General features: G+C 37.5%; 7 protein-coding genes and 1 pseudogene. 2 read left to right on the forward strand and 6 right to left on the reverse strand.

The window, feature by feature from the left end; translation table 11 throughout:
* On the forward strand, window positions 1-1,163 hold a 1,163-nt coding region (locus SMIDD26_RS08675; protein ID WP_061439841.1), incomplete at its 5' end, for a helix-turn-helix domain-containing protein.
* Window positions 1,164-1,451: 288 nt separating this feature from the next.
* On the opposite strand, the gene SMIDD26_RS11870 is transcribed toward SMIDD26_RS08675, so the two are convergent.
* Window positions 1,452-2,299, reverse strand: a protein-coding gene (locus tag SMIDD26_RS11870) for an IS630 family transposase (protein WP_134990257.1) whose coding sequence is annotated in 2 segments (ribosomal slippage) — window positions 1,452-1,981 and window positions 1,981-2,299 — 849 coding nt in all. Because the reading frame shifts where the segments join, the coding sequence is not laid out codon by codon here.
* A gap of 47 nt (window positions 2,300-2,346) precedes the next feature.
* Here SMIDD26_RS11870 and SMIDD26_RS11875 point away from each other — a divergent pair.
* Window positions 2,347-2,502 (forward strand): annotated as a pseudogene (locus tag SMIDD26_RS11875) (IS30 family transposase); the annotation flags it as partial.
* Between the two features lie 23 nt (window positions 2,503-2,525).
* On the opposite strand, the gene rpoE reads toward SMIDD26_RS11875, so the two are convergent.
* The 5 genes from rpoE to SMIDD26_RS08715 form a co-directional block, all read right to left on the reverse strand.
* Window positions 2,526-3,113, reverse strand: a complete 588-nt coding sequence (rpoE, locus tag SMIDD26_RS08695) for a DNA-directed RNA polymerase subunit delta (protein ID WP_061439845.1) — start codon at window positions 3,111-3,113, stop codon at window positions 2,526-2,528.
* A 127-nt stretch (window positions 3,114-3,240) separates the two neighbouring features.
* Window positions 3,241-3,690, reverse strand: coding sequence for a GNAT family N-acetyltransferase (locus SMIDD26_RS08700; protein WP_167747508.1), 450 nt, complete (start codon window positions 3,688-3,690; stop codon window positions 3,241-3,243).
* A 4-nt stretch (window positions 3,691-3,694) separates the two neighbouring features.
* Window positions 3,695-4,114, reverse strand: coding sequence for a hypothetical protein (locus SMIDD26_RS08705; RefSeq protein ID WP_061439847.1), 420 nt, complete (start codon window positions 4,112-4,114; stop codon window positions 3,695-3,697).
* A 27-nt stretch (window positions 4,115-4,141) separates the two neighbouring features.
* Window positions 4,142-4,792: a phosphatase PAP2 family protein gene (locus SMIDD26_RS08710; protein WP_061439848.1), complete on the reverse strand. Its 651-nt coding sequence runs from the start codon at window positions 4,790-4,792 to the stop codon at window positions 4,142-4,144.
* Entirely contained in the window at window positions 4,782-5,345 is a 564-nt protein-coding gene (locus SMIDD26_RS08715; RefSeq protein WP_000185834.1) for an ECF transporter S component, read from the reverse strand. The genes SMIDD26_RS08710 and SMIDD26_RS08715 overlap by 11 nt, the downstream gene beginning before the upstream one ends.
* Window positions 5,346-5,628: the final 283 nt, after the last annotated feature.

The raw sequence follows: 5,628 nt of genomic DNA on the forward strand, positions 1-5,628 counted from the left end.
ACTTAAACGGAAAAAATGATGCACTTTTACAAATAGAAGATAACTTCTGGTATGATTACCTTAGAAAACCTCAAATTTCTCGCATTGATGAGCTAGAAAATATAGCAAGCAAACAAGATTTTATTCTTCAGAAACACCAGTATTTTTTTCTTGCAGTTTTAACAATCAATCTTAATGAAGAAGATTATTCTGCAGAAACTCCATCATGGACTTCTCAACTAAAAAGAGAACTTCAAAGAATTTCACAACCTTCTTATAAGCTGATAAGTCTATTCAAGATGGAAAGCCAGGTTGATCAATATGTTTGTCTCTTTAGAGTAGACTCATCCAAACGTAGTGACAAATTGGCATATGAGATTCATTCTCAAATTTCTAATAACTTTAGTAAATACTCCAACATTATATATAAGAGTTGCCATAAAATATCCGATATTTTATTTCATACCAAAGAACTCTACACTTATAATGAACAATATGTTTCTTATTGGAATACTATTACATGTGTTCCACATAGTTTTCCAACTTCCTTTAAAACAGAAACTCTTTCAATTACGTTTTTAGATAGCTTAAGCGAATATGAATTAAGAGAAAAAATTAATTCACTCGTCTATAATTCCCAAATCCCTACTTTCACACTACAACAAATTTTACTAGATTGGACTCAACAAATAGGAATATATCTAGATCAAAATGGAATCTCGGCACATAAATTATTCCAAAACAGCACTCATGATTTCCTATTCCAACGACGCTTTCATTCAATTGAATCTTTTCAGGATTACTTTGATTATTACTGGTCACATGCTAAGAAATTTGCAACAAACATTGAAAACCAGAAAAATAGTATTCAACGCATTGTCGAATACATAGATCATCACTACTATGAGGATATAAATCGTTCTATATTAGCAGATATGGTTTACCTCAGCGCAGATCATTTAGCTAGAATTTTTAAAAAAGAAACTGGAGAAACTCTTGTTAAATATATAACGGATAAGCGCATTAATGCTGCTAAATCTCTCCTATCTCAAACAAATATCTCAATATCACAAGTATCTTGTCAAGTAGGGTATGATAATTATTCTTACTTTACTAAAATTTTTAAACAAAGGACTGGACTTTCTCCTGGAGATTACCGTAAAACTTATCAAAACAAAATGTAAGCAATCTAAATGAAAGTTCTATAATGAAGTTAGCCACCCAGCCCCTCCTAAAAATTAGATGGTTCAACTAGCTGATAGCTAGTCCTCGATTTCATTTGATAAGAGGATTGATGCTGTTAGGCTGGCGAGCCAAGGCTAAGATTAGCCTTGGTTTAGCTAACGAAGCAGCTTCAAGGGTTCCTATTGTCAAATGAAAGCTCTTGTAGGCATAAGAAAACACCTCTGTGTTATACTTGTTGTTCAACCACAAACACAAGAAAGGCACAGAGATGCAAAACAATTATATAGTTAATTGAAACAAGAACAAGACAAAAGAGCCTCGTAAAAAGTATTACAACTCGGTAATACCTTTTTGAGGTGCTTTTTGATATGAGCCCATGTTTTCTCAATAGGATTGTACTCAGGTGAGTAGGGAGGAAGAGGTAAAAGTTTATGCCCAAATTCTTCACATAAGCGCTCTAGCTTACCCATTCTATGGAATCTTGCATTATCCATAATAATAACCGATGGTGTATTTAATGTTGGTAAGAGAAACTTCTGAAACCAAGCTTTAAAAAAGTCGCTCGTCATCGTCTCTTCGTAGGTCATTGGAGCGATTAACTCACCATTTGTTAGCCCTGCAACCAAAGAAATCCTCTGATATCTTCTTCCAGATACTTTACCTCTTATTATCTGACCTTTTAAAGAGCGACCATACTCTCGATAAAAATAAGTATCGAATCCTGTTTCATCAATATAAACAGGTGCTAGGTGCTTTAAACTATTAAAATTCTTAAGAAATAAGGCTACTTTTTCTGGGTCTTGTTCATAGTAGGTGTGGTTCTTTTTTTTCGAGTGTAGCCCATAGCTTTGAGAGCATAGTGAATAGTAGTTGGATGACAGCCAAATTCAGAAGCTATTTCAGTCAAATAAGCGTCTGGATTGTCAGTAAGATAGTTTTTAAGTCTATCTCTATCAACCTTTCTTGGTTTTGTTCCTTTTACTTGATGGTTTAGCTCTCCTGTTTTCTCTTTTAGCTTTAACCAGCCATAAATGGTATTACGTGAGATTTGGAAAACGTGTGATGCTTCTGTTATACTACCTGTTCGCTCATAATAAGAGAGAACTTTTTTACGAAAATCTATTGAATATGCCATAAGAATATTATACCACATTGTGTACTATTTTTGGTTCATTTTACTATAATGAGAATCACAACAGGCTCATTCGTAGATGGTTACCTAAAAGAACTAAGAAAACGACTCCCAAAGAAGTCGCATTCATCAAAAAGTGGATTAATAACTATCCTAAAAAATGCTTGAACTACAAGTCACCCAGAGAATTTATTCTTCATGGCTAACTTTCGATTGACACACCTAACTTTTATTCCTCGCTGGTTTCAGCATCATCTTCTGAGAATTCGTCATCTTCTTCGTTGAGATCCACGTCTTCACCCAAGTCATCAGGAGCGATTTCGTTGATTTCTGCATCGTAAGCTTCCACTTCATTTTTCTCATCATCTGGATTTTCATCATCATATGAAAGAGCTGGGTCTGCCTCGTATGCATCTTCGTCTTCTGGATCATCTGCATTGTAGTCAATAGCATCTGAATCGCCGTCCATGAAGGCATTGACACGTTTTTTCTTAGATTTTGGTGCTACTTCATCGTCGTCATTTTCTTCAAGAGCGATGATTTCTTCGTCGATTTCGTCCACACCATACCATGAACGAAGACCCCATTTGTTGTCCCCAAGAGAAATGAAGCTACCGTCAAAGTTCAACTCTGTGTAGAACAAAGGCAAGGCTTCGCGGATATCGCTGTTTGATGTCCCAAGGTAGTTTTGAATTTCGTTTACAAGATCGCTAAAATGCATCTCGTGATCGCGACCACGAAGTTCCAAGATAGCACGCGCTACCTCAATCATAGATAGTTCACTTTTTTCTTGCCCAGCAAATACTTCTAATTCCAAAGCGTTTCTCCTCATTTATACTACTATCGCCAGAGCGAACAGACTCTGACCTCATTTTATCATTTACTCTTTATTTTACGATAATTTTGCAGAATAGTCAAAGGTTAAGGGGGAGAAAGTGGCAGGATTAGACTAATTTCAGTACAAAACTCATTCCTTTTTCTGTTGCTCCATTTTCCACAAATCCAAGCGACTTGAAACACCTCCTGGAAGCATGATTGTAGGTGTAGATTTCCTTGACTCTCAATTCTTTCCATCCTTTTACTCGAGCCAATTCAATCAAAGCACTTAGAATCTTTTTTCCAAGTCCTCGATGTTGATAAGAGGGATTCCCAATCACAATGGGGAGATTATCCTGAGATAGTGTAACATCCCCAATTGGAAACCATTCTCCCTTCTCCTTGACTTCAATCCAAAAAAGTTCACCATGCTGATCCAAATGGGAATACATAGCTTCCAAAGTTTCTTGACTATAAGGTCTCTTCACACCATCTACGAGGTGAACCAAGTTCACATCCTGATACCAAGCAAAAGCTTCTTCACAATGATTGACCTTATAATAAGGAACAAGACGCAGTGCATTATCTATTTGTAAAATCCGTTTCATCTGCTTTCCTTTTCAACAAAAGAGTTACTGCTTGATTAAAACCATCACACCAGTTATACCATTTTGCTTCATACTCATCTTGAGCTAAGATATGATTTTTTAAATCCAGAACAGAGTAGATTTTTCTTTCCTCACAAGCTTGCGCATAAAGATGATATAGTTCGTCACCACCATCTCTATCCCACTCAGCAGAAATCGTATCCCGACCTGCCAATAAAGCCTGATAAGCCCTGTGATGCCCATCTGTAATTAACAAGTAATCTCCGCACACAAGAATACTGATTGGATCGACTTGGTTTGTTTCTGCCGACTGGTAAAGCATCTGAATATTTTGCAACTTCTTTTCTGATAAGTATAGTTGAGTCGGATGAAGATCTGCTATATTGACTTTCATTTCTTTCTCCTCAAGGGAATTTGATACTCACTTCTGCTTGCCTTTAAATCGCCATTGGAAGCGGAGCTTATCATAAAAGGGAAATTCGATAAACAAGACTCCCAAGCCCACACAGAGACTGGCAAGGACATCTGATGGATAATGAACTCCCAGATAGACCCTTGATACCAGCACACTGACTAGGTAGAGACCTAGCACAATTTGCATGATTTTTCTCCAGACCGGATTTTTCATCCGTTGACTGAGAATGACAATCAGAGAGCCGACCATCAAGGTTACAGCCAGAGAATGACCACTTGGGAAGGAAAATCCCTTCTCCTCAACCAAGTGTAAAATAGCTGGTCGTGGGCGCTGGTAGATGTTTTTAAAAGTCACGATTAAAAGTCCTGCTAAAGCCAGATTTCCCAGCATGAAGAAACTTTCTATCTTCCATCGCTTACGATAAAAGATAGAGGCTACGATGGCAACCCAAGTGATAATCACTGGAATATCAATCAAGCGTGTGATGGCTCGGAAAAGAATAGTCAAGTAATCTGGTAAGTCTCCTCGAACGGCAGTCTGAATCGATTGGTCAAAACCGACCAGCGTTTCAGGGTAAAATTTGACCATGTAGCCAAGAATAACGAAAAGTAAAAGGGCAAAACTGCCCTTCATTAAAAATGTTTGTTTATCTTTCATAATGTTTTAAGGTTGGTTTCAAAAGGACATACAACAACCAGAATGAAACGGAAAAGATTACACCCTCAATCAAGTTAAAAGGTAATACCATGGTCATTAGGTAGTTGGAAAGTCCCAAAATTTTTCCAATATCAAAGTTAGCAAACTTAGCGTACAAAGGAACAGCATAAACATAGTTGAGAACCAACATAGCCACGGTTAAACCAATAGTCCCAGCTAGAGAGCCTAGTAGGAAACGAAGGGTTGTCCGTTCCTTTTTCCAAATCAAAGCAAATACGATGACAAAAACTCCTAAAGCTACGATATTCATCGGCAAGCCAATATAAGTATTCACTCCCTGACTGTTAAGAAGCAGTTTCAAGAGTGAGCGAAGCAAGAGAACTCCTAGAGCAGCAGGCAAATCCATGACCACCAAGCCCACAAGGACTGGCAAGATACTAAATTCGATCTTGAGGAAGGACGCCGCTGGTAAAAGCGGAAAGTCAAAGTACATCAGCACAAATGAGATGGCTGATAAAATCGCAATGGTCGAAAGTCGACGTGTGTTTGTCATAACAGGTTCCTCCAATTTTCTATAAAATCAGAAGAAGTTAGAAAGGATTCCTCTATCTATTCTCACTTTTTATATCCCAAAAGTTCCCTCTCACTCTATTAAAGAAAACAAAAGCAAGCGGTTATAGTTTGGCTATAAATCCATTAGAACAGACAAAGCTATTCTTTCGTCTTCTCCCATCCAGACTATACTGTCGGTTGTGGAATCTCACCACATCAGCTTGCGCTCGCGGACTTATTTGGCTAAGATATTTTAGATTTATCTAGGCGTCGCAGTCGAAGAT

Source organism: Streptococcus mitis, from assembly GCF_001579035.1.
Classification (GTDB): Bacteria; Bacillota; Bacilli; order Lactobacillales; family Streptococcaceae; genus Streptococcus; species Streptococcus mitis_J.

What these genes read in the sequence shown, in the direction of transcription:
- SMIDD26_RS08705 (WP_061439847.1), bottom strand. Translation starts at nt 4,114, where the DNA reads ATGAAAGTCAATATAGCAGATCTTCATCCGACTCAACTATACTTATCA.
- SMIDD26_RS08710 (WP_061439848.1), bottom strand. Translation starts at nt 4,792, where the DNA reads ATGAAAGATAAACAAACATTTTTAATGAAGGGCAGTTTTGCCCTTTTA.
- SMIDD26_RS08715 (WP_000185834.1), bottom strand. Translation starts at nt 5,345, where the DNA reads ATGACAAACACACGTCGACTTTCGACCATTGCGATTTTATCAGCCATC.